The sequence below is a fragment of the Nonomuraea sp. NPDC050733 genome, from assembly GCF_040654215.1.
GTDB lineage: Bacteria > Actinomycetota > Actinomycetes > Streptosporangiales > Streptosporangiaceae > Nonomuraea.
In genome coordinates, this window is record NZ_JBFAHO010000004.1 from 1 (window position 1) to 19,146 (window position 19,146).

Genomic DNA, 19,146 nt, shown 5'->3' on the forward strand with positions numbered 1-19,146 from the left:
TCCTCAGCGACGGCGCATCCCGCCTCGTCGACCGTTTCCACCTGCATACCTGGCGCCACGTCCTCGACCTGCTGGAGCAGTCCGGTCCGGACGAAGTCATCCGTCAAGTGCGTGCAGCCGAGCGCTCCGACCCGCAGGGCTCACGCTGGCCACGCGGCAAGACCTACGACGACGCCACGATTGCTTACTGCGGGTTGTAAGACGCCCGACCCAGTTACGCAGGGCTGGCCATCAGGCTCGCATCGAGGCGGCCCGGCTACCACTTACCGGAGCGGCGCTCCAGCTTGGTCAGGACGATACCAATCGTGGCCCCGAGGAGAATCAGAGCCAAGAGGGCAAATCCACCGACGATGAGCAGCTCCCACGCTGACCACGTCAAGCTGTCCTCCTCGGCAAGTGCATGCAGCAAGCTCGGCTCCCTTCGTGAAGCTGTTGGCTCGACTCTAGCGGGAACATTCGACATGATGTTTACCCCCCTAGACAGTTAGGGGAGACTCTGGTTATCGTCCTCTGCATAGCCCCCTAGACAGCTCCTCGAAGCGAAGCGATCGTAACTGTCTAGGGGGATAGACGAAGGAGGTGGTGGACGATGGCACTTCAGGGACCCATCCCCGTGATGTTCGACATGGTCTTCCCGCACGGCTGCTACATCGTCGGTGAGGTGGAGCCGGTCAAGGACTTCGACGCCTCGACCAACGGGCGCTTCGTGCAGGCTCGGGACAAGCAGACCGGCGAGACGGTGTGGCAGGTCTCGGTCATGGACGCGGACCCGACCGTCAAGGCCGCGCAGAAGACGGTCGCGGTGAAGATCCTCTCCCCCGTGCAGCCCGTTCCGCCGGCGCCCATGCCGGGGTTGCCGTTCACGCCGGTCGAGTTCGACCACATGACAGTCACGCCGTACGTGAACGGCAACGGCAGGCTCGCCTACTCGGTCCGCGTCCGTGAGATGCGGGCTCCGCGGCCGGTCGGCAAGCCCAGCCCCGCGAAGGACGCGGCGTGATGGGGCGGCGGGGGCAGGCTCGGCCGACGGGCGTGATCACTCTCAACACCGGTTCCGGTGCGGTCGCCGAGAACTACGCCTACCAGCTCCGCACCCCGGTCCTGGCACTGGCGTTCGGCATGCTTCAGGTGCAGGTCACCACCGCTGCGTCGGACCGGGTCACGGCGGCTGACGTGGAGTTCGCGCGGCAGCTCGCCAAACAGGCTCAGGACTTCGCGCGATGCGTGGAGCGGATCCATCGGCGCGGGATGGCGGCATGAGGGATCTCGGCGCCTACACCTACGTGACGCTGACGATGGAGCCGAACTCCACTCCTCGCCTCAGCGTCTCGTTCCACACGGCTGACCTGCGTGTCAACGCCGGTGTGCTCGACGAGCTGCGGCCGTACCTGAACATCTCCTCCGGCGAGGCGGGCGTGTGGATCTCGACCACCGGCGCCGGCCACGTCACCGACGCGGACCTCAATACCGCGCGCCAGCTCTTCGACGCCGCCGCTCGCTACCTCGCCGACTGCGAGCGGCTGCACTCCCAGCAATCGGCCAAGGGCGCCACGGATGCGGCGGCCTGACAACGCAAGCGGGGCCGCGGGAAGCGGCAACTTCCGGCGGCCCCTCGGTCTCCCGTGCACTCCACATGCTTGGAAGGACTCCAGCCTAATGTTCAAGAAGATGCCCGGCGAGGAGCCGCATCGCATCGTCTCCACCACTCCTGATACGGCGGTCGTGTTCCGGCCGGCCGTCGTCAAGACGCCCGCGATCGTCACGCTTGTCATCTTCGGGTGGCGGGCTGTCGCGAGTCTCGTCCGTGCCGTGTGGCGGCATCCCGTCGCCGTGCTCATCGCGGCCATCCCCTGCGCACTGTCCGTCCTGTACGGCTGGCGCGTCGCGCTTCTCCTCGTCACGCCGGCGCTCGCCGGGCTCATCGCCTGGGGAACGCTCGACCGGACAAGCTTCGCCCACTGGGTGGGATGGCGGATGCTGGCCTGGTGGCGGCTGATCTCGGTGTACCGCCGGCACTGGCAATCGGTGATGGTCATCTCCGGTCTCGGCAAGCACGTCAGAGGGCGCGACTACCTGCCCACGCTTGGCAAGGTCACCTGCACCTCATGGGCCGACCTGGTCACCGTGCGCATGCTCAACGGGCAGGCGATCAAAGACTGGTCCGATCGCACTGACAACCTCGCCCAGGGCTTCGGGACGACCTCTTGCCGTGTGTCCGTCCTCAAAGGCGGGCGGCTGCGTCTCACCTTCCCCCGATGTGATCCGCTCGCCGCGCCACTGCCTGCTGTGCCGATCCCGGAGATCCCCGCGGTCGGCCCCATCGAGGTCGGCAAGCAGGAGGACGGGCGGCCGTGGTTCCTTAAAGTGCACGGCACTCACGTCCTGGTCGCGGGCGCCACCGGGGCCGGCAAGGGCTCGATCATCTGGTCCACGATCCGCGGGCTCCTCCCGGCCGTCGAGGCAGGCTTGGTCGAGATCTGGGCACTCGATCCCAAGCTGATGGAGCTCTCCTTCGGTCGTGTGCTCTTCGGGTCGCGTTATGCCGCCGATCCGGCCGACTGCGCTGATCTGCTGGACGACGCGGTCAAGGTCATGCAGGCCCGCGCCGCCCGCTTCGCCGGCCACCAGCGATCCCACACACCCACCGTCGACGACCCCTTCGTCCTAGTCCTCGTCGACGAGGTCGCGTTCCTCACCGCTTACCAGTCGGACAAGGAGCTGCGGCGGCGTATCTCCGCTGCCCTGGCCACGCTCACCACCCAGGGCCGCGCAGTCGGCGTCGGAGTCCTGGCGGCGCTCCAGGATCCGCGCAAGGAGGTCATGAACATCCGGAACCTGTTCCCGGACAAGATCGCGCTGCGGCTCGACGAGTCCGAACAGGTGGACATGGTCCTCGGCGACGGTGCTCGCGACAGAGGAGCCCTGGCCGACCACATCTCACCCGTTCCCAAGCTCGGCGCCGGAGTCGGCTACGTCCGGCTGGAGACCTCTCCCGACCCGATCCGGGTCCGCGCCGCCTACGTCTCCGATGGCGACATCCGCGACATGGTCGCCGACTTCACGGGTGAGGCCGCATGACGCTCGTCCACTTCCTCGACGGCCTGCGCTGCGCCGACTGCGGCGCCCCCGACGTCCTGCGTCTCGACCTGGTCCGTGCTCTGGTCGAGTGCACCGAGTGCGGAACCTCCGCGCTCATCGTCCCCGAGATCGGAGAGGAGGTCCGTTGAACAGTCCACACCAGCCAGCGGAAATCCGGAGCTCTCACCGCTCCACGCCTCGGGCGCTCCGCATGGCTCAACCACTCGCCCGTGAAGTCGCCGAAGAGGTGGCCAAGCTCAACGGCGTCTGCGTCCGGCCCGTCGCGCTCCGGCGGCTCGACGTCCTCACGGGCAAGGAACAGATCGTCGATGTCCCGTGCGGGGCGACGCTGGAGAGCAAGTGCCCGTCATGCGCCAAGCGCAACCGGCAGCTCCGGATAGCGCAGTGCCGGGAAGGCTGGCACCTGGCCGAAGAACCCGTGATCAGCCCCGAAGCGGCCACCGAGGAGCAGCGCTGGCTGGTCGAGTTCCGCGCGGACATGCAGGCCCGGCGTGATGCGGCGGCAAGTGCTGGCGAAGGCACCGCCGACTGGGACGCCGTTCTCGCCGGTCTCGATGAGGAGATCAACGCCGCGGGGATGCGGGGCCATGTCCTCGGCCGGACGGTGCCCAAGCGCATCCGCTCGACCAGACGGCGGCAGGACGCTCCGGACCTGCCCAGGCGCAAGATGGTCAACACGACGCTCGGACGCACCTTCGAGTCCCCGGACGGGCGGGTCTACCGGCCCTCGCTGTTCGTCACGCTCACGCTTCCGTCGTACGGCAGGGTTCGTAACGGGGTGCCGGTCGATCCGGAGAAGTACGACTACGGGCGGGCGACCCGCGACGCGCTGCACTTCTCCAAGCTGGTCGACCGGTTCGTGCAGAACCTGCGCCGTGTGGCCGGCTACGACGTGCAGTACTTCGCCAGTGTGGAACCTCAGAAGCGGCTGGCGCCCCATCTGCACATGGCGATCAGGGGCACGCTGCCGCGTGCGGAGGTCAAGCAGATAGCGGCGGCGACGTATCACCAGGTGTGGTGGCCGTCCTGCGATCGAGTCCGCTTCGAGGGCGAGCATCTGCCCGTCTGGCAGGACGGCGTCGGCTATCTCGACCCCGACACGGGCGAAGTGCTGCCCACCTGGGACCAGACCCTCGACGAGCTGGACCAGGACGACGCGGCCGAGCCCCTGCACGTCGTCCGCTTCGGCGACCAGATCGACGTCAAAGGCGTGCTCTCCGGAACCCCGGACGCCGACCAGTGCATCCGCTACCTGTCCAAGTACCTGACCAAGAGCCTCGGCGAATCCCTCGACGGACGGGCTCAGCGCGAGCACGCAGCGCGCTTCGTCGAGGCCCTGCGCTACGAGCCGTGCTCTCCGACCTGCCCCAACTGGCTGCGGTACGGCGTGCAGCCCAAAGGCGCGAAAGCAGGCATGACTCCCGGCCGGTGCCGGTCCAAGGCCCACAAGCCGGAACACCTCGGCTACGCGGGCCGCCGCGTCCTCGTGTCCCGGAAGTGGTCGAACAAGACCCTCGCCGAACACAAGCAGGACCGCCGTACCTGGGTTCTCGAAGCGCTCGGACAGGCCGACGAGCCGACCGACCCGCACCGCTATGTCTGGCGGCCGGCCAAGCCCGGCGATCCGGACGTCGCTCCGATCGGCGTACGGCTGCTGCGAAGCGTCGCCGAACGTCAGCGCTGGCGCGCTCACCTGCGAGAGCTGGAAGCCAGAGCCAACGGCCAAGATCTTTCGGCAACCGGAGAGGAGGCAGCGTAGATGGACAGACTTCTGACCGTGGAGGAGGCGGCGGAACTCCTCAACACCACCACACGCTTCGTCCGGCGGCTGATCGCCGAACGCCGCATCGAATTCGTCAAGCTCGGCCGGCCGGTGCGCATCCGCGAGTCAGCCCTGATCGCGTACGTCGTCGCCGGAACCGTCGCGCCCATGGATGCGGCCACCCCAAAGAGGGCCGCCTGATGCCGAACAAGGACGGTCACCGACGCTTCGGCAATCTCCGCAAGCTTCCATCCGGGCGCTTCCAGATCCGTTACCCCGGGCCGGACGGCCGGCTGCACACCGGTGCGACGACGTACGCCACCAAGACGGACGCTGATCGGGCACTCACCCTCATCGAGGCGCAGATGATCTCGGGTGACTGGACGGAGCCCGATCGAGGGAAGATCCAGCTCGCCGACTATGCCCGTGCGTGGATCAAGGAGCGCCCGGGGCTGCGTCCCAAGACCATAGAGCTGTACACCTGGCTCCTCGAACGCCACATCGTCCCCGGACTCGGCGGGGTAGCGGTCGGCAAACTGTCGCCGCAGACGATCCGCACCTGGCGCTCGGATCTTCTCGGCAACGGCGTCTCCATCTCTACTGCAGCCAAGGCATACCGCCTGCTGCGGGCCGTTCTGATGACCGCCGTCGAAGAGGACAAGCTGATCGCGCGGAACCCCTGCCGGATCAAGGGCGCCGACAACGAGCACACCCCCGAGCGACCGGTCCTCACCGTGGCCCAGGTCTTCGAGCTGGCCGACCGGATGGCCGACAGGCGCTTCAAGGCCCTGGTACTACTGGCCACCTTCGTGAGCCTGCGATGGGGCGAAGTGATAGCGCTCCGCCGTAGCAGCATCGACCTCGACGCGCGAACGGTTCGGGTCCGCGAACAGCTCGTCGAGCTCGACGGCGGCGAGATACGCCTGAGCCCGCCCAAGTCCCGGGCCGGCAGGCGCACGATCAGCATCCCCTCGGCCATCATCCCGGCCTTGACCGAACACCTCGCCAGCTACGTCGACCAGACCGACGACGCCTTCGTGTTCCTCGGCAAGCGCGGAGCGTTCCTGCGGGGCGGCAGCTTCCGGCGCGAGGCCAAGTGGGCGGAAGCACTCAAGGAGATGGGATTGCAGGGCCTGCACTTCCACGATCTCCGACACACCGGCAACACCCTCGCCGCTCAATCAGGCGCGAGCCTGGCCGACCTCAAGGCTCGGATGGGGCACGACAGCGACCGGGCCGCCCTCATCTACCAGCACGCCACCCGAGACGCCGACCAGCGAATCGCCGACGCACTCAGCGCCCGCGTAGCAGCCGAACAACAGAAGATCGCCAAAGGCTAATGGCACGTTAATGGCACGAACGCCCCGCACCAAGATTGGTTGCGGGGCGTTTTCGCAGGTGGAGCCTAGGAGATTCGAACTCCTGACATCCTGCTTGCAAAGCAGGCGCTCTGCCAGCTGAGCTAAGGCCCCTTCAGACGAAGATAGCTTACCGGCCCGGCGTGCCCATCTGGTGCGGGGGCGGGTCGTCGCTGAGCACCAGGCTGGGGAAGTCGGCGATCGTGTCGAGAATGTGGGTGGCGCCGCCCTTGAGGAGGCGTTCGCGGCTGTGGACGCCCGTCATGACGCCTGCCACGATCGACGCCCCCGCGCGGCGGCCCGAGAGCATGTCGCTCTCGGAGTCACCGATGACGGCGACCGCGCGTACGTCCTCGATGCCGAGCCGGAGCACGGCGTGCAGGATCATGTCGGGCCAGGGGCGGCCGCGGCCGCCGGCGTCCTCGGGGCAGATGGCGAGGTCGATCTTGTCGTCCCAGCCGAGCACGCTGAGCACGCGGCTCAGGGTGGTGCGGCTGAAGCCCGTGATGAGGGCGAGCCGGAGGCCGGAGCCGCGCAGCTTGTCCAGGACCTCGACGACTCCGGGCATGGGGACGAGGCCGGCCCGTTCCAGGGCGCCCTCGTAGGAGCGCTCGAAGGTCAGGTTGGCGGCCTGCGCCTGGGCTTCGTTGTCGGGGAAGATCCCGCGGAAGACATCGATCTTGGGGCAGCCCCGGGACCGGTGCACGTGCACCATGGCACGCGCGTACGCTCCGGTCCCGGGGACGATGCCCTGTGTGGCTATCGCCTCGGCGAAGGCGCGCTCCACCATGGCGATGTCACCGACTGTTGTGCCTGCCAGGTCGAGGCACGCCAGCTGGATGGGGACGACGTCACTCATCGCCTCGCCAGGTCGGTTAGTTCTCGCTGCCGGTGGCCTCGGTCCAGAGATCGAGCTCGGCGCGGTCAGCCTGCACCTTGCGCCAGATCAGCAACCCCCCAAGGGCGACCAGCGCCAGAACAAGCAGCTTCTTCACGGTGTGACCCCACTTCTTCGACGGCCTCACCTGCCGGGGTGAGACCCAACGGTTGACATGCAGCCTAGCAAGGGTTCGCTGCGGTCCTTGTGTTGCGCACGAACCAGATGTACGGAATGTGCAAAGCATGGCAAGGCCGGCGCAGGTGAGACCCGCCTTACCCGTCCATCTTGGACAACGATCCGATCATGCGGGGCAAGGCGCGCGGGGTTGTTTTCACGTTTCAAAAGCCGGCACCGGCGTGCCGCGCCGGGCCCATCGTACGGCCGGCGGCATCGCCACGCCCGCCCCCAGGAACATCAGCCCCAGCACCAGCCACCCCGCCGTCCCCCATCCCATGACCAGCGTGGTCAGCAGCGCGGGCCCGAGCATGCGGGCCACGGCCGTCCCCGTGCCGAAGAACCCCTGGTACTCCCCCTGCTTGTCGTCCGGCGCCAAGGTGAAGCTGATCTCCCAGGCTCCGGAGGCCAGGAGCAGCTCGCCCACCACCTGGAGCGCCACCCCGGCGAGCAGCACGGCGCCGGCCAGCCACGGCGACGAGCCGGCCGACGACAGCGCGAACACCCCGCAGGCCACCAGCATGACCAGCCCCGCCCGCCGTACCGAGGAGGAGGCGTCGGCGAGGCCGCGGACCCGGCGGGCGACGCGGACCTGGAACAGCACGACCCCCGCCGTGTTGAGCAGCAGGAGCGCGGACACCGTCCAGGTGGGGGCCGCGGTGCGCTGGGCGATCCACAGCGGGACGATCAGGCTGAGCATCGGCATGTACAGCAGCATGACCGTGTTGATCAGCGTGACCAGCGCGTACGGCCGGTCGCGCAGCACCGCCAGCCGGGGACCGGCGGTCACCGGCGTGGGAGGCACGGCGGGCAGCCGGAGCAGCACCAGGGCGGCGCCCAGGAAGCAGGCCGCGTCCACGGCCAGCACCGCCAGGTACGCCTCGCGGGAGTTCAGGTGCAGAGCCAGGCCGCCCAGCGCGGCGCCGACGGCGAGTCCCCCGTTCTGCGCCGACTGGAGCGCGGCCCGGACGTGGGTCCGGCTCGCGGGCTCGACCAGCCCGGCGAGCAGGGCCTGGCGGGCGGCGGACAGGCCGGTCTGCGCGGTCCCGTAGACGCAGGCGACGAGGACGAACGGCGGAAACGACCGGACCAGGACGTACGAGGCGACCGCCGCGGCGGTGGCGAGGGCGAGCAGCACGGCGACGCCGCGCGGGCCGCGCCGGTCGGCCAGGTGGCCGAGCGGAACCCCGGCGAGCGCGCCGACGGCCCAGCCGAGCGTCAGCCCGACGCCGACCTGTGCGGGCGACATGCCGACGACGCCGGTGAAGTACAGCGCCGAGGTGACGAGGTACGCGCCGTCGCCGGTCGAGGCCACGAGCTGGGCTGCGGTCAAGGTCCTGAGGTCGTTTCCCACCGGTCAGGCCTTGTACGACTCGGGGGTCATGCGGGTGGCCACGCCCATGCGGTTCCAGGCGTTGATCGTGGCCACGGCCACCACCAGTGCCGCGAGCTGCCGCTCGTCGAAGTGCCTGGCCGCCTCGTCCCAGACCTCGTCGGTGACGTCGTGCGTGGACAGGCGGGTGGCGGCCTCGGTGAGGGCGAGCGCGGCCCGTTCCTGGTCGGTGAAGAAGGGCGCCTCGCGCCACACGGCGACGGCGTGCAGCCGGGCGTCGCTCTCGCCCGCCTGCTTGGCGTCGGAGCTGTGCATGTCCACGCAGTACACGCATCCGTTGATCTGGCTGGCCCGCAGCCGGACGAGCTCCAGCAGCGGCGCGGGCAGGGTGCTGTCCTTGACGAATCGGTCGAGTCCGGCCATCGCGCGGTACGCCTCTCCGGCGAGGGCACCGAGGTCCATACGTTCTGTCATGGCACCGAGCCTAGGGAGCGGCTTGTCCCGGTATAAGCTCCAATTTCCGGTGAACTGATTGGGCCAAGCATGGACGTCCACGTGACGCTGACCGGCCGGGGTGACCTGGCCGCACAGGTCTACCGCCAGCTGCTGGAGGCGATCCTGGACGGCCGGCTGCGGTCGGGTGAGCGGCTGCCGCCGACGCGAGAGCTGGCGCGGCGCCTGGAGATCTCGCGCAACACCGTCGCGGTGGCCTACGACCGGCTCGTCGCCGACGGGTTCCTGGTGGGGCGGGCGGGGGCGGGCACGTTCGTGTCGGCGGAGCCGGTGCGGGGGCGGGCCGCGCCGCGGGGCGTGGTGCGGCCGCGTGCCCTGTGGCGGTCGATGCCGCCCGCCGCGACACCCGTCTCCCCCGCGCGGTACGACTTCCGGGCCGGGGTGCCGGACCCGCGGCTGTTCCCGATGGAGAGCTGGCGCAGGCTGGTGGCCAGGGAGCTGCGGGTGAGCGCGTTCACGGCCGGCTACGGCGACCCGGCGGGGCACGAGGGGCTCAGGGAGGCGATCTCCCGGCACATCGGAGTCAGCCGTTCCGTACGGGCCGGCGCGGACGACGTGCTCATCACCAGCGGCGCGCAGCAGGCGCTCGACCTCGTCGGGCGGGTGCTGGTCGAGCCGGGTGCGTGCGTGGCGGTCGAGGAGCCGGGGTATCCGCCGGCCCGGCTGCTGTTCCGCTCGCTCGGCGCGCGGGTCGTGGGGGTGCCGGTGGACGGCGAGGGCATCGACGTGTCCGCCATCCCGGGCGGGGTCCGGCTCGTGTACGTGACGCCGTCCCACCAGTTCCCGCTGGGCACGCCGATGTCGCTGGCGCGGCGGGCGGCGCTGCTGGCGTGGGCGGAGCGGCGCCGGGCCGTGGTGATCGAGGACGACTACGACAGCGAGTTCCGCTTCGGGGATCGCCCTCTGGAGCCGCTGCAGAGCCTGGACCGTGCCGGCCGGGTGGTGTACGTGGGCTCGTTCTCCAAGACGCTGCTCCCGGCGCTGCGGCTGGGCTTCCTGGTCGCGCCGGCTTCGCTGGCGCCCGCGCTGCGCGCGGCCAAGCAGCTCACCGACTGGCACGGCTCGCTGCCGACGCAGGCCGCGCTGGCCCGGTTCATCGACGAGGGGCTGCTGGCGCGGCACATCAGGAAGGCGACCCGCGAGTACGCGGCCCGGCACGCGCTGATCACCGCCGCGCTGGAGCGTGACGAGCGGCTGCGCGTGGTGCCGTCGGTCGCGGGCCTGCACCTCTGCGCCCTGCTGGCTCCCGGCGTGTCCGTACGGCCGGCGCCCGGGCTGGCCGTGGAGCGGCTCGACGCGTACTGCGGCGAGACCCCGGCGCTGTCCGGGCTGGTGCTGGGCTACGGCGCGATCCGGCAGCCGGACCTCCCCGCGGGCCTCCGCCTCCTCGACGGGTCCCTGCGAGGGGAAGGCTAGAAGTGCTTGCGGGTCCAGAAGCGTCTGGCCCGCTCCCCCGTCAGCTCCGGATCGTCCGGCGGCGACGGCTGCTGCACGATGACGACCGTCGTCCTGGCGTGCCGCGCGCAGTACATGCTGGTGGACGGCAGGAGCATGCGGCTGAGCAGCCCGCGCCGGCTGCGCCCGAGCACCAGCAGGTCGCCCTCGCGGGCCAGGTCCACGAGGTGGTAGCCGGGGTCGCCGACCCGGCCGACGACGGCCGTGGTGAGGTCCTCGGGCATCCCGCCCGCCACGTCCTCGAACACGCCCGCCACGACCTCGGCGCAGCGCGCCTCCTCCCCGGCCCGCAGCGCCTGCTGCACCGGCAGTGCCTCGGGGAACGGGTGGACCGGCGCCCGGCTGACGTGCACGGCGACCAGGGTCATCCGGTGCAGCCGGGCGGCCCCGATGGCCCAGGCCAGGGCCCAGCGCGAGGCCGGGGTCTCGTCGATCCCCACGATCAGCCTCGGCCCACCGGGCAGGTCATGATCCACGGCACCCTCCTCGAAGGGGTACTCGACCATCTTGCTCCTTGCCGCTGGTTACCTGAAGGTGGCACTTTGCGAACTCTGGAGTCCCTCGCTACCCCGAGGCGTGGCATGCGGGGCGGAACGAGGCCGGGTGCAGGCCTGTCCCGCCCTCGACCGGCGGCTCGACGGGGCGCTGACGCACAGGCTCACCACTTTGGTGGCCGCCACGGGCTACGGCAAGCCCCTCCCGCCGTCCGGTTGGAGCCAGTCTGTCGAGGCCGCCTCCTGGGCGCCCGGCGAGATGCGAGGTCGCCCTTCCCGAGGGGTCAGATGAGCGCGAGCAGCCCTTCGAACAGGGTCTCGCGCTCGCGGCCGGTGAGCGCGGCGTACGGCTGGGCGGCGCGCCGGTTGGTGTCCTCCTCGATCCGGTCGCGCAGCGGACCGCAGCCCAGCTCGACGACCGTGTCCGCCGTCAGCCCGGCGGCGTGCCAGGAGGCGGCGTGGGCGTCGGCCCGGTGGTAGCGCAGCGCGGCGACGCGGTTGAACAGCAGCACGCCCGGCGGCGTCCCCTCGGGCTCGTACGGCGGCGCCATCACCGCGAACGCGCCACCCGGCTCGGCCTCGGCCCGCGCCAGGACCTCCCCCAGCAGGGCGGCCACGACCGGCACGTCGTAGGCGTCCCAGAGGCGTTGGGTGGCGGCGGCGTGGACCTCGTACAGGCCGCGGAGGTAGGACCGGCCGGCGTCGGTGAGCCGCAGGAGGCCGTCGGTGTCCTCGGCCAGCGTGCCCTGGCGGAGCTGGTCCGCGATCTCGGCGTGCAGGTCGGCGGCGGTGCCGTACCGGTAGACGACGGACAGGTCGCGGCGGGTGAGCGGGCGCGCGGGAAGCACGTACCGCAGGTCGACGAGGAAGCCGGGGGTCAGGCCGCACGCCTCGGCGTGGTCGTCGCTCTGCCGGCGGGCCGCGGCGTGGACGTTGACGTGGACCGCGTTGACGACGGGGGCCATGGTGGCTGCGAACGCCGACAAGTCCTGATTTGTCGGCTCATGAAGCATTGGCTCTTGGCGCGTCGGCTCATGATGTATCGGCATCGGCCGCCATTATGCCCGGGTAGGTCCCCGGGTAGGAGGTTCTTGACCGGGCAATGTCGTCCCTTGAACGTGCGGATCATCGGGCGTGGGGGGCGCATGGGATGATCCCGTCTGTGCCTCCCGCCTCGGTGCCGTTCAGGCTCATGCGCGCCGCGGTGTTCGCCGTGGTGTGCGTCGGGCTGGGCTGGGGGGCGCACGCGTTCGGCGGGGGAAGCGTGGCTCCGGGCATGGTGGCCGGGGCGCTGGGCGGGGCGTTCGCGGCGGCGTGTCCGCTGTCCGGGCGTGAGCGGACGGCGGGGGCGATCCTGCCGCTGCTCGGCGGGGCGCAGGCCGTGCTGCACGTGGTGTTCTCGCTGGCCCATGCCGCCTCGCCGGTCGAGATGCCGGCGGACGCCCACGCGGGGCTGGTGCCGGGGCTCGGCATGCTCGTCGCGCACGGATGGGCGACGCTGCTGACCGGGTTGTGGCTGGCCCGGGGCGAGGCGTTGTTCTGGGCGCTGCTGCGCCGGCTGGCGGTGCGGCTGCTGCTCGTGCGGCTGCCCGTGTTCTGGACGCCGTTCGTCATGGTTTGTACGGCCCGGCCGGTGGTGTTGCGCGGGGCCGTGCTGCGGTACGCGGTGAGCCGGCGGGGCCCGCCGATGGTTGTCGATTTGTTCTGACATCTCACCTTTTTTCGACAACCGCAGCTGGGACGTGCGCGTTTTCGGCGTGCCCGTACCCGGCTGGAGAAAGGCGTTTCCCGTGTTCTCTCGTCATGTTCTGGTGCTCGTCGCCGCCGTCGGCGTGCTGACCGCGTGTGGTGGCCAGGAGGCCACCGAGGCGGCCCGGACGAGCCCTTCCGCCGCCAGTGTCGCCGACAAGGCTGCCGTTCTCACCATCGCCGACCCGTGGGTCAAGACCACGAAGAAGGGGATGACGGCCGCGTTCGGCACCCTGGTCAACCCGACCGGCGCCGACATCACGATCGTCGCCGGCAGCACGCCCCTGTCGACGAAGGTGGAGCTGCACGAGGTCGTGGAGTCCGGCGGCAAGATGATCATGCGGCCGAAGGAGGGCGGCATCGTGGTGCCCGCGGGCGGCACGCACGAGCTGCGGCCCGGCGGTGACCACATCATGCTCATGGACGTCACCGAAGAGGTGAAGCCGGGCGTGCGGGTGCCGTTCACGCTCACGGTGAAGGGCGGCTCGCCGCTGGAGTTCACGGCCGTCGGCAAGGACTTCGCCGGCGGCAGGGAGGACTACCAGCCGGGGACGGGGCACTGATGGGCAGCGCCGCGATCAGCCGCCGGAGGCTGCTGGCGGGCGGGGTCGCGCTGCCGGTGGCGGCCGGGGCAGCCGCGGCCATGGCCGCCGCACCCGCAAAAGCCGCCCCCGCAGAAGCCGTGCCCGCAGAAGCCGTGCCCGCAGAAGCCGTGCCCGCAAAGGCCGTACCGGGAGAAGCCGTACCCGCGACAGGTACGGGCGACGGGGTGGAGCCGTTCCACGGCGAGCACCAGGCCGGCGTCGCGACGACTCCACAGGCGCACGCCGTCTTCCTCGGGCTCGACCTGCTGCCCGGCACCGGCAAGGAGGCGATCGTCCGGCTGATGCAGCTCCTCACCGACGACGCCCGCCGGCTCACCCAGGGACGGCCGGCCCTGGCCGACACCGAGCCCGAGCTCGCCGTCGCCCCCGCCCGGATGACGATCACGTTCGGGTTCGGGCCGGGCCTGTTCGCGGCGGCGGGCGTGACCTCGCCGGTGCGGGAGCTGCCCGCGTTCGAGACCGACAGGCTGGAGGACCGGTGGAGCGGCGGCGACCTGCTCGTGCAGGTCTGCGCCGACGACCCGATGACGGTGGCGCACGCGCTGCGGATGATCGTCAAGGACGCGCGGGCCTTCGCGCGGGTGCGGTGGAGCCAGCGGGGCTTCCGGCGCGCCGCGGGCACGCAGGCGGCCGGTACGACGCAGCGCAACCTCATGGGCCAGCTCGACGGCACGGTCAACCCCTCGAACCTCGACCGGTCCGTGTGGATCGGCGACGGGTCCGAGGGAATGCGGGGCGGTACGACGATGGTGCTGCGCCGGATCCGGATGAGGCTTGAGAAGTGGGACGCGGCGGACCGGTCGGCGCGGGAGTTCGCGATCGGCCGCCGGTTGGACACGGGCGCCCCGCTCACCGGCCAGGCCGAGCGGGACGAGCCCGACTTCGACCGGCTCAACCAGCTCGGGTTCCCGGTCATCCCGGAGTTCGCGCACATCAGGCGGGCGCGGGCCATCGAGCCGGGGCAGCGGATCCTGCGGCGGCCCTACAACTACGACGAGGCGGTGGGCGCCGACGGGGCCTCGGAGTCGGGGTTGATCTTCGTGTCGTACCAGGCGGACATCGACCGGCAGTTCGTGCCCGTGCAGCGGCGGGTGGCGGAGGGTGACCTGCTGAACGCGTGGGTCACGCCGATCGGCTCGGCGGTCTTCGCGATCCCGCCCGGGTGCACGCCGCAAGGGTGGGTCGGCGACCGCCTGCTCGCCACCTGACCTGCCATGCCCGCCCGGGTCCCGGCTGCTCGCAGCCGCGGACCCGGGTCAGGCGAACGCGCTGCCCGGCAGGCACGACGGCGGCCGGTCGGACGGCGGCCAGAAGTAGGGCAGGTCGTCCGGCTCGGGGCCGAAGAGGGGGACGTAGAAGGCGGGGTCCTTGCGCAGCAGGGCCGAGCGGTGGCTGAGGTGCAGGGCGGCGTCGCCCAGCCACGGCGGCAGCTCGCCGTGCGTCTCCAGGTCCGGCTGGGCCCGCACGACACGGTGGCCGCAGTGCTGGGCCACCTCGCGGCTGATCGTGCCGGCGCAGGTGTCCTGGCGGCCGAGGTCGCACCACCGGCCGCACACCTCCAGGCCGTACCTGGCAAGGGCCTCCTCGTAGCCGGCCCACATGCGCACCGCCGGGTGGTGGCGCCAGCCGTACCCGGGGACGGTGAGGGCGCGCAGGATCTGCAGGGCCTCGACCCGCTGCTTCCCGAGGCGCCGGGGGTCGAGGACCCCGGCGCACCTCGCGAAGTCGGGATAGGGGAGGAATGTCTGCATCGGCTGTCCCCCGCTTCTCGGTTGAGGCCCTCCGAACGCCCCTACCCGCCCACCAGGCCGGCGACCGCGAGCGTCGTCTCCGGGTGGCGGGCCAGGAGGGCGACGGCCTCGGCGTGCGCGGCCGGCTCCTCCGTCAGCCAGCCGCCCTCGCAGCCGAGGAGCGAAGCCACCGCGTCGCACGTGCCCGGGTGGGCGCGCAGGAGCTCGGCGACCGGTCCGCCGGTCACGGCCACCGGTCCGCCCGCCGCCGCGGGGGCGGCCGCGTGCCCGCTCCACGGCGGCACCCAGGCGTCCAGCTCCGCCAGCCCGGCGGGGAACGTCCGGCCCGCCTCCCTCACCAGCACCGGCACGAGCTCCCGCGCCTGGTCCCGCAGCGTCGTGATCAGCCTGGGCACCCACGGCAGCAGCACCGCGTCCGGCAACCGCGCGAACGCCTTGGAGATCAGCTCCACCACGAACGGCGTCAGCGACGGCACCGACTCCAGCGCCTGCACGAACCCGCTGATGTAGAGCGGGAACGACGGCAGCACGAGCGGGTTGGCGAGCAGCTCGTCGCACCGCTCCCGCAGCGCGGCCGACGACAGCAGCCCGAGCTGCGTGTGCGCCGCCCACAGCAGCGCCACCTTGGCCGGCGTCCGCGGATGCGACTGCTGGACGGCCAGCTCAAGCTGGGCCCGCTCGCAGCCGAGCGACAGCGCCAGCCCCTCCATGGAGAACAGGAAGCCCAGCATGGCCCCGACCTGCCGAACCCCGGTGTCCTCGGCCACGAACGCGGTGGGCAGCAGCGTGCAGTACTGCGCGTAGCCGGTGGTGACGAACGCCTCGCACCAGGCCGGCAGCCCCGGCTCCGCCGCCCGGTAGTGGGCGAGCAGGCGGCGGATGCGGCGCAGCACCTCGGGCGCGTCGTCCACGGTGCGCTCGGCGGACAGCAGCTCGACGGCCCGCGCCCCCAGCTCGTCGGTGAAGCGGCGGCTGCCGAGGAACACGATCGAGTCCTCGACCGCCTCCAGCGCGGTCGCGGCCGTGGCCCGGGGGTGCCGCACCGCGGCCCGCAGGCGCCGCTCCAGCACCTGCTCGACGGTGACGCCCTCGTAGCCCAGCTCGATGACGGAGCGCTGGTGCTGGCCGAGGGACAGGTCCCAGCTCTCCTGGATGGAGCGCTCGCCGAGCCGGCGCGTGCCCATGATGGGGCGCACCGCGCTGTCGGGCAGCAGGTAGCGCAGCATCCACAGCAGGTGCGAGCAGGGCGCGAGGTGGGGGTCGGCGTCGAGGTTCATCAGCGCCCGCTGGACCGTGCGCTTGTGCAGGTCGAGCCCGAGGGGCTCCAGCCGGTCGTAGACGTCGCGGGCCAGCGGCGGCATCGCGTCGTAGCCGACCTGGCCGACGCGGTCGCCGCCGAGCAGGATCTCGCACAGGTGCCGGACGTCGCGCCGGCCGGGCACCACGTCCTTCTCGATGCAGGTGACCGCCGCGTCCTGGAAGTCGTACGGCGTCGGCCGGGCGCGGTCGCGCATGCCCGCGAGCAGGATCGACGTCTCGTACACGGCGATGGCGTCGGCGGTGCTGGCCAGGTAGCCGTTGCGGCGTGCCAGCCGGACCAGGTCCACGCACCAGCCGAGCAGCTCGGCCTCGTCGGGCCCGCCCAGCTCGGGCGGCCTGGACAGGAACCCGCTCAGCCGGTCCGCGACCGGTCGCGGCGCCTCGGGTCCGGTCTCCTTCGCGCGGGCCCGCTTCGTCTTGGCCGGCCCTTGCTGTCCCTCCAGCCGGTACGGCTGGACGCCGCCGCGCGAGACGGCCTTGGCCCAGGTCGCCGCCGCGATCGACACCGAGCCGGAGGCCAGGCCGAACTGCGCCTCGATGGCCGAGTGGCTGGACGGGATGAGGCCGTACAGCCAGCGCGTGCCCGTGCGGGGCGTGATGGCGTACGTGCCGGAGCCCGCGAGCCCGAACTCCTCGACCCGGCTGGCCGCGTGGAAGGCGCCGCACACGTACAGGCAGCGCTCCGGGTCGGCGCCGGAGGTGGACAGGTGCTCGCGGATGCGCGTCCACATGTGGCGCTCGCGCTCCTCGTCCCGCGCGAGCCGGTCGCCCCGCTCCGGGGCCAGCCGCCGGAACAGGCTGCCGATCAGCACCATGACCTGCCGGTAGGTGTCGTGGTCGGCGTCGAGCAGGGGGCGCTCCACGTACTGGTCCCACCACTCGGACCAGTGGCGCACCTTGCCGTGGTGCAGCAGGTGGGCCTCCAGCTCGGCGAAGCGGGGACGCAGGTCGCCGATCTCGATGCCCACGGCGTCGCCGTGCAGCGCCGCGTCCTCACCGTGGCCGGGCTCGGGCTCCGGGCCCTCCTCGCCTGCGGTGTCGTCGTCCTTCGGCAGCCACTGGAAGACGTGGTCGGCCGAGCGGTCCACGAGGACCAGCTCGACGCCGGGCGTCTCCAGCGCGTACGCGATGACCTGGTACTCCGCCGACGCCTCGGTGATGGGCGCCACCACGCTGAGCGGCCCGGACCCCGGCGGGAAGCCGTCGAGCTCCGTCGCGAACGCCTGCAGGGCCACCGGCAGGCGGCAGTTGCGCAGCTCGCCGAGCAGCGGGCGCAGGTCCTCGCACAGCTCCAGGTAGACGACCTGGGGCCGCTTCTCGCGCAGCCGGCGCGCCATGGCCAGCGCGGACGCGGGCGAGTGGTGGCACACCGGGAAGATCTCCAGCTCCTCGCGCAGCGCCCGGTCGACGTCGTCCACCAGGCCCGCGAGGATCTCGGACAGGGAGGCCGGGGCGCCGGCGAAGGCCGCGGCGGCGTCCAGCAACTGCTCGCGCAGGGCTCCGAACGGACCCGCGATCGCGCCGGGCGCGCTCATGACAGGGTGGCGATCGCCTGGCGGCCGCCTTCGAGGAAGTCCGGCCACTCACCGCCGTCCTTCTTGCTGCGGGGCTCGACGACGCCGTGCCAGTACTTGTTGAGAATGGCCAGGTCCTCCGGATTGCGGCGGGCCAGCGAGCCGACCAGGGAGCCGGCGAGGGTCTGGGCGCGCAGCGTCTGGTCGCCGAAGAACTGGCTGTGCAGGATGGCGTCCTCCAGCACGCCGATCTGCTCGGCCGTGGACAGCGCCGACTCCAGCCTCTCGTCGTCGCTGCTCGCCGACTCGGACGCGGCCCGCAGGTCGGCGAAGCTCTGCAGCAGGATGTCGAGCAGCGTGGGCGGCACCTCCAGCTCGATCCGGTGGCGGCGCAGCAGCTCGGTGGTGCGGAAGCGGACGATCTCCGCCTCGCTGCGCTTGTTCGTCACGACGGGGATGCGGACGAAGTTGAAGCGCCGCTTCAGGGCCGAGGACAGGTCGTTGACGCCCCGGTCGCGGCTGTTGGCCGTCGCGATGATGGAGAAGCCGGGCTTGGCGAAGACGATGTTGTCGTCGTCCAGCTCGGGGATGGACACGTACTTCTCGGACAGGATCGAGATGAGCGCGTCCTGCACGTCGCTGGTGGAGCGGGTCAACTCCTCGAAGCGGCCGATCACGCCCTGCTCCATCGCCGTCATGATGGGCGAGGGGATCATGGAGTCGCGCGACTGCCCCTTGGCGATCACCATGGAGACGTTCCACGAGTACTTGATGTGGTCCTCGGTGGTGCCGGCCGTGCCCTGGACGACCAGCGTCGAGTTACGGCTGATCGCGGCGGACAGCAGCTCGGCCAGCCAGCTCTTGCCCGTGCCCGGGTCGCCGATCAGCAGCAGCCCGCGGTCGGAGGCGAGGGTCACGATGGCGCGCTCGACGAAGCTCCGGTCGCCGAACCACTTCTGCTTGATCTCCCGGTCGAGCCCGTCGGAGCGGTCGGACCCGAGCACGAACAGCCGAACCATCCGGGGGCTCAGCCGCCACGAGAACGGCTTGGGCCCGTCGTCCACGGACTCCAGCCAGTCGAGCTCGTCGGCGTACTTCACCTCGGCGGGGGCACGCAGCATCTCGTCGGTCATGCGGGG

General features: G+C 71.3%; 22 protein-coding genes, 1 tRNA gene and 1 pseudogene. 13 read left to right on the forward strand and 11 right to left on the reverse strand.

All coding sequences use genetic code 11. From position 1 onward, the window contains the following. Positions 1–200 (forward strand): annotated as a pseudogene (locus AB0H64_RS09525) (integrase); the annotation flags it as partial. A gap of 56 nt (positions 201–256) precedes the next feature. Here the strand turns inward: AB0H64_RS09525 and AB0H64_RS09530 are convergent. Further along, positions 257–409: a hypothetical protein gene (locus AB0H64_RS09530; RefSeq protein ID WP_357622187.1), complete on the reverse strand. Its 153-nt coding sequence runs from the start codon at positions 407–409 to the stop codon at positions 257–259. 180 nt (positions 410–589) lie between these two features. On the opposite strand from AB0H64_RS09530, the gene AB0H64_RS09535 reads away from it, so the two are divergent. The 8 genes from AB0H64_RS09535 to AB0H64_RS09570 all read left to right on the forward strand — a co-directional run bounded on the left by AB0H64_RS09535 (position 590) and on the right by AB0H64_RS09570 (position 6,201). Next, complete coding sequence (locus AB0H64_RS09535; RefSeq protein ID WP_357622190.1) at positions 590–1,000, forward strand: plasmid replication, integration and excision activator; 411 nt, start codon at positions 590–592, stop codon at positions 998–1,000. A 32-nt stretch (positions 1,001–1,032) separates the two neighbouring features. Then, positions 1,033–1,260, forward strand: a complete 228-nt coding sequence (locus tag AB0H64_RS09540; RefSeq protein ID WP_357622192.1) for a hypothetical protein — start codon at positions 1,033–1,035, stop codon at positions 1,258–1,260. Beyond that, a complete protein-coding gene (locus AB0H64_RS09545) occupies positions 1,257–1,568 on the forward strand; it encodes a hypothetical protein (RefSeq protein WP_357622195.1) in 312 nt (103 codons plus the stop codon). The genes AB0H64_RS09540 and AB0H64_RS09545 overlap by 4 nt, the downstream gene beginning before the upstream one ends. Before the next feature lie 88 nt (positions 1,569–1,656). After that, positions 1,657–3,078 (forward strand): FtsK/SpoIIIE domain-containing protein, encoded by a 1,422-nt coding sequence (locus AB0H64_RS09550; RefSeq protein ID WP_357622198.1) that lies wholly within the window; start codon positions 1,657–1,659, stop codon positions 3,076–3,078. Next, positions 3,075–3,227, forward strand: coding sequence for a hypothetical protein (locus tag AB0H64_RS09555; protein ID WP_357622200.1), 153 nt, complete (start codon positions 3,075–3,077; stop codon positions 3,225–3,227). The genes AB0H64_RS09550 and AB0H64_RS09555 overlap by 4 nt, the downstream gene beginning before the upstream one ends. A gap of 62 nt (positions 3,228–3,289) precedes the next feature. Further along, positions 3,290–4,858 carry a replication initiator gene (locus tag AB0H64_RS09560; RefSeq protein ID WP_357622203.1) on the forward strand — a complete coding sequence of 523 codons (1,569 nt, stop codon included), beginning with the start codon at positions 3,290–3,292 and terminating at the stop codon, positions 4,856–4,858. Beyond that, positions 4,859–5,062, forward strand: a complete 204-nt coding sequence (locus AB0H64_RS09565; protein ID WP_357622206.1) for a helix-turn-helix domain-containing protein — start codon at positions 4,859–4,861, stop codon at positions 5,060–5,062. Then, positions 5,062–6,201 (forward strand): tyrosine-type recombinase/integrase, encoded by a 1,140-nt coding sequence (locus tag AB0H64_RS09570; RefSeq protein WP_357622208.1) that lies wholly within the window; start codon positions 5,062–5,064, stop codon positions 6,199–6,201. The genes AB0H64_RS09565 and AB0H64_RS09570 overlap by 1 nt, the downstream gene beginning before the upstream one ends. Positions 6,202–6,260: 59 nt before the next feature. Here AB0H64_RS09570 and AB0H64_RS09575 read toward each other — a convergent pair. The 5 genes from AB0H64_RS09575 to AB0H64_RS09595 form a co-directional block, all read right to left on the reverse strand. Beyond that, positions 6,261–6,333 (reverse strand) — tRNA-Ala (locus tag AB0H64_RS09575). A 16-nt stretch (positions 6,334–6,349) separates the two neighbouring features. Then, positions 6,350–7,078 (reverse strand): HAD-IA family hydrolase, encoded by a 729-nt coding sequence (locus AB0H64_RS09580; protein WP_357622211.1) that lies wholly within the window; start codon positions 7,076–7,078, stop codon positions 6,350–6,352. Between the two features lie 16 nt (positions 7,079–7,094). Continuing rightward, positions 7,095–7,214 (reverse strand): DLW-39 family protein, encoded by a 120-nt coding sequence (locus AB0H64_RS09585; protein WP_013130296.1) that lies wholly within the window; start codon positions 7,212–7,214, stop codon positions 7,095–7,097. A 216-nt stretch (positions 7,215–7,430) separates the two neighbouring features. After that, positions 7,431–8,606, reverse strand: coding sequence for an MFS transporter (locus AB0H64_RS09590; RefSeq protein ID WP_357622214.1), 1,176 nt, complete (start codon positions 8,604–8,606; stop codon positions 7,431–7,433). A gap of 24 nt (positions 8,607–8,630) precedes the next feature. Continuing rightward, the gene (locus AB0H64_RS09595) at positions 8,631–9,080 is read right to left on the reverse strand and encodes a carboxymuconolactone decarboxylase family protein (protein ID WP_357622216.1); all 450 of its coding nucleotides are present in this window, start codon (positions 9,078–9,080) and stop codon (positions 8,631–8,633) included. 69 nt (positions 9,081–9,149) lie between these two features. On the opposite strand from AB0H64_RS09595, the gene AB0H64_RS09600 reads away from it, so the two are divergent. Beyond that, positions 9,150–10,535, forward strand: a complete 1,386-nt coding sequence (locus AB0H64_RS09600; protein ID WP_357622218.1) for a PLP-dependent aminotransferase family protein — start codon at positions 9,150–9,152, stop codon at positions 10,533–10,535. On the opposite strand, the gene AB0H64_RS09605 is transcribed toward AB0H64_RS09600, so the two are convergent. Together AB0H64_RS09605 and AB0H64_RS09610 are read right to left on the reverse strand one after the other, a co-directional pair. Continuing rightward, positions 10,532–11,080 carry a universal stress protein gene (locus tag AB0H64_RS09605; RefSeq protein ID WP_357622220.1) on the reverse strand — a complete coding sequence of 183 codons (549 nt, stop codon included), beginning with the start codon at positions 11,078–11,080 and terminating at the stop codon, positions 10,532–10,534. The two genes, AB0H64_RS09600 and AB0H64_RS09605, sit on opposite strands and share 4 nt — an antisense overlap. 272 nt (positions 11,081–11,352) lie before the next feature. Continuing rightward, positions 11,353–12,054, reverse strand: coding sequence for a hypothetical protein (locus AB0H64_RS09610; RefSeq protein WP_357622222.1), 702 nt, complete (start codon positions 12,052–12,054; stop codon positions 11,353–11,355). A gap of 176 nt (positions 12,055–12,230) precedes the next feature. Here AB0H64_RS09610 and AB0H64_RS09615 point away from each other — a divergent pair, with 176 nt between their 5' ends. The 3 genes from AB0H64_RS09615 to AB0H64_RS09625 all read left to right on the forward strand — a co-directional run bounded on the left by AB0H64_RS09615 (position 12,231) and on the right by AB0H64_RS09625 (position 14,630). Next, on the forward strand, positions 12,231–12,776 hold the full coding sequence (locus tag AB0H64_RS09615; RefSeq protein WP_357622224.1) for an MFS transporter: 546 nt from the start codon (positions 12,231–12,233) through the stop codon (positions 12,774–12,776). 82 nt (positions 12,777–12,858) lie between these two features. Further along, complete coding sequence (locus AB0H64_RS09620) at positions 12,859–13,380, forward strand: copper chaperone PCu(A)C (RefSeq protein WP_357622227.1); 522 nt, start codon at positions 12,859–12,861, stop codon at positions 13,378–13,380. Continuing rightward, positions 13,380–14,630 (forward strand): Dyp-type peroxidase, encoded by a 1,251-nt coding sequence (locus tag AB0H64_RS09625; RefSeq protein ID WP_357622230.1) that lies wholly within the window; start codon positions 13,380–13,382, stop codon positions 14,628–14,630. The genes AB0H64_RS09620 and AB0H64_RS09625 overlap by 1 nt, the downstream gene beginning before the upstream one ends. A 48-nt stretch (positions 14,631–14,678) precedes the next feature. Here AB0H64_RS09625 and AB0H64_RS09630 read toward each other — a convergent pair whose 3' ends face one another. The 3 genes from AB0H64_RS09630 to AB0H64_RS09640 are packed head-to-tail and all read right to left on the reverse strand — an operon-like array spanning position 14,679 to position 19,140. Beyond that, on the reverse strand, positions 14,679–15,173 hold the full coding sequence (locus AB0H64_RS09630) for an MSMEG_6728 family protein (protein ID WP_357622233.1): 495 nt from the start codon (positions 15,171–15,173) through the stop codon (positions 14,679–14,681). Between the two features lie 41 nt (positions 15,174–15,214). Continuing rightward, positions 15,215–18,028, reverse strand: coding sequence for a DUF5682 family protein (locus tag AB0H64_RS09635; RefSeq protein ID WP_357622235.1), 2,814 nt, complete (start codon positions 18,026–18,028; stop codon positions 15,215–15,217). After that, positions 18,025–19,140, reverse strand: a complete 1,116-nt coding sequence (locus tag AB0H64_RS09640) for an AAA family ATPase (protein WP_357622238.1) — start codon at positions 19,138–19,140, stop codon at positions 18,025–18,027. Before AB0H64_RS09640 ends, AB0H64_RS09635 begins: the two co-directional genes overlap by 4 nt. Positions 19,141–19,146 lie beyond the last annotated feature (6 nt).

Excerpts from the sequence above, each read along its gene's own strand:
- AB0H64_RS09600 (WP_357622218.1), top strand. The coding sequence starts at position 9,150 with ATGGACGTCCACGTGACGCTGACCGGCCGGGGTGACCTGGCCGCACAG.
- AB0H64_RS09630 (WP_357622233.1), bottom strand. The coding sequence starts at position 15,173 with ATGCAGACATTCCTCCCCTATCCCGACTTCGCGAGGTGCGCCGGGGTC.
- AB0H64_RS09550 (WP_357622198.1), top strand. The coding sequence starts at position 1,657 with ATGTTCAAGAAGATGCCCGGCGAGGAGCCGCATCGCATCGTCTCCACC.
- AB0H64_RS09565 (WP_357622206.1), top strand. The coding sequence starts at position 4,859 with ATGGACAGACTTCTGACCGTGGAGGAGGCGGCGGAACTCCTCAACACC.
- AB0H64_RS09605 (WP_357622220.1), bottom strand. The coding sequence starts at position 11,080 with ATGGTCGAGTACCCCTTCGAGGAGGGTGCCGTGGATCATGACCTGCCC.
- AB0H64_RS09535 (WP_357622190.1), top strand. The coding sequence starts at position 590 with ATGGCACTTCAGGGACCCATCCCCGTGATGTTCGACATGGTCTTCCCG.
- AB0H64_RS09580 (WP_357622211.1), bottom strand. The coding sequence starts at position 7,078 with ATGAGTGACGTCGTCCCCATCCAGCTGGCGTGCCTCGACCTGGCAGGC.
- AB0H64_RS09640 (WP_357622238.1), bottom strand. The coding sequence starts at position 19,140 with ATGACCGACGAGATGCTGCGTGCCCCCGCCGAGGTGAAGTACGCCGAC.
- AB0H64_RS09635 (WP_357622235.1), bottom strand. The coding sequence starts at position 18,028 with ATGAGCGCGCCCGGCGCGATCGCGGGTCCGTTCGGAGCCCTGCGCGAG.
- AB0H64_RS09555 (WP_357622200.1), top strand. The coding sequence starts at position 3,075 with ATGACGCTCGTCCACTTCCTCGACGGCCTGCGCTGCGCCGACTGCGGC.
- AB0H64_RS09560 (WP_357622203.1), top strand. The coding sequence starts at position 3,290 with ATGGCTCAACCACTCGCCCGTGAAGTCGCCGAAGAGGTGGCCAAGCTC.
- AB0H64_RS09595 (WP_357622216.1), bottom strand. The coding sequence starts at position 9,080 with ATGACAGAACGTATGGACCTCGGTGCCCTCGCCGGAGAGGCGTACCGC.
- AB0H64_RS09570 (WP_357622208.1), top strand. The coding sequence starts at position 5,062 with ATGCCGAACAAGGACGGTCACCGACGCTTCGGCAATCTCCGCAAGCTT.
- AB0H64_RS09625 (WP_357622230.1), top strand. The coding sequence starts at position 13,380 with ATGGGCAGCGCCGCGATCAGCCGCCGGAGGCTGCTGGCGGGCGGGGTC.
- AB0H64_RS09545 (WP_357622195.1), top strand. The coding sequence starts at position 1,257 with ATGAGGGATCTCGGCGCCTACACCTACGTGACGCTGACGATGGAGCCG.